Genomic DNA, 1,677 nt, shown 5'->3' with positions numbered 1-1,677 from the left:
CATCAGGAACGCTTAACGCCGGGGACAGCATCAATTTCTTATCTTCCGTCCCTCACCGGCTTAGCAACCCATTCACTGAAGACTGCATTGCCATTTGGGTGGTGGTCGGCCGGCGAAGCCAGGGCCCGGACGACTCTGTCTCGCCGGTCGCATAAGCCCGGGCGGACACTGTCCGTCGGCAGCGGAAACGCATGCTTTGGCTCTGCCTGCGTACAGCCGAAAATCGGCAGCTGAAGAAGAGAGTGACCACGTGCACTTACGGAATATGGAACGGAGTCCCGGTTGAATTCGTCATCCACTCGCTACCGTTGGCGAGGACCTGCAGGTGAGGCGCAACCAAGCACTGCGACCACTCCTGTCCATTGGACCGAACTAAGCCCGGGCGACTTTGTATTGCTGCTGTCCGGGAAGACTTCGCACACCGGAACTGTCGACACCGTATCCGCTGACGGCGAGTACCTCTGGCTGCTCCTGAGCGACGGCACGGGCCGCCGATTGTTTACCAAAGCCGAGGTTCACAAAACGTACGTTGATCCGATCGACCTGGCCCAGCGCTCAGGACCAGCTCATTGAGCTCACTCATTTCACCTCGGAGGACGATGATAATGCTGCTCAACCTTGTTTCGGTTCTTGTCGATGGGGCTGGTTACGGAAGCGACGGCAGCGCGTTGTCCCATGACCCTGAGGATGCGGGGTTCCCCCAGGGAGTCCTTGCTTCATTTCCTTGGGAAGGCTGGTGGCAGGAGGAGCCGACGCCTGGCGCGAACTCGCGCCCTGCCACACGGCACTGAAATCAACTCCTCACAGAAGAGGGCACCTCGCATGGAGAAAAACCCCGGCAGGTCGCGCAGGCAAGCTCCTTGGTCACCCCTTAACCGAAGCTTGTCACAAGAATCGATAGGAGACATCCCGTTGGACCGCTCGTAGTAGGACTCCTGGGAATCACCCACCCCCACGCCTCTGCCCGGGTTCGTGCCCTCCGCGAGATCGAAGGAGTCGARGTGGTGGCCGCCGCAGGCGACGATCCGCGGCTGCAGTACTTCACCGACAAGTAGGACATGGAGCCGCGCGATATCGACGGAGTGCTCCAGGACGGGCTCATCAACGCAGTCATGGTCCATTCCAAGAGCAAGGACATGGTTCCCCACGCCCTGCGGGCCCTCGCCGCGGGAAAGTCGGTAGTAGTGGAAAAGCCGGGCGGCGCAACCGTCGATTCGCGTCGCGGCATGCCTTCGCAAAGCCCCCGCGGGATTGCCATCGTACTGGAAAACGGTCTTGTCTCCGATGAGGAGGCCGTCAAGGATGATCATCCCCGCGCTCGGCAAGCGCACGTTGGTGCTTCGATGGTTGCTGCGTGCGGTTTGGGCTGTCCGGGTGTTTGGGGCTCGGGTGTGTACAGGGCGAAGAGCACGCTGACGGCGCTGGCATCGTGGGCGAGGTAGTCGGCCACTATGCGTGCGTACATGAGTCCGCCCTCGTGTGTCGGAAGGTCGACTATGAGTGTTGCGCCGACGCGGTTGGCATCCAGGGTGACTCGAGGCTTTCCTGCGGCCAGAACCCAAGGGTGCGCCCTACAAAACTGAGGACGTCGGCTGGGTTTTTAATGATGTGCGGTTCCATGTCCTTCTCCTTCAGCCACTGGCGGGCACCGGATGTGTCAGTCAGATTTGTGGGGAG

At 60.7% G+C, this 1,677-nt stretch carries 2 protein-coding genes; one reads left to right on the top strand and one right to left on the bottom strand.

Annotated elements, in window-relative coordinates:
- Nucleotides 1–1,058 precede the first annotated feature (1,058 nt).
- The gene (locus AC1DEY_RS23195) at nucleotides 1,059–1,442 is read left to right on the top strand and encodes a Gfo/Idh/MocA family oxidoreductase (RefSeq protein WP_476870050.1); all 384 of its coding nucleotides are present in this window, start codon (nucleotides 1,059–1,061) and stop codon (nucleotides 1,440–1,442) included.
- A 52-nt stretch (nucleotides 1,443–1,494) separates the two neighbouring features.
- Here AC1DEY_RS23195 and AC1DEY_RS23190 read toward each other — a convergent pair.
- Nucleotides 1,495–1,677: hypothetical protein (locus AC1DEY_RS23190; protein WP_476870049.1), on the bottom strand; the 183-nt coding region annotated here is incomplete at its 5' end.

The organism is Arthrobacter sp. 05T47 (assembly GCF_056395825.1).
This window is presented reverse-complemented; position numbering and strand designations above follow the sequence as displayed.

What these genes read in the sequence shown, in the direction of transcription:
- AC1DEY_RS23195 (WP_476870050.1), top strand. Translation starts at nt 1,059, where the DNA reads ATGGAGCCGCGCGATATCGACGGAGTGCTCCAGGACGGGCTCATCAAC.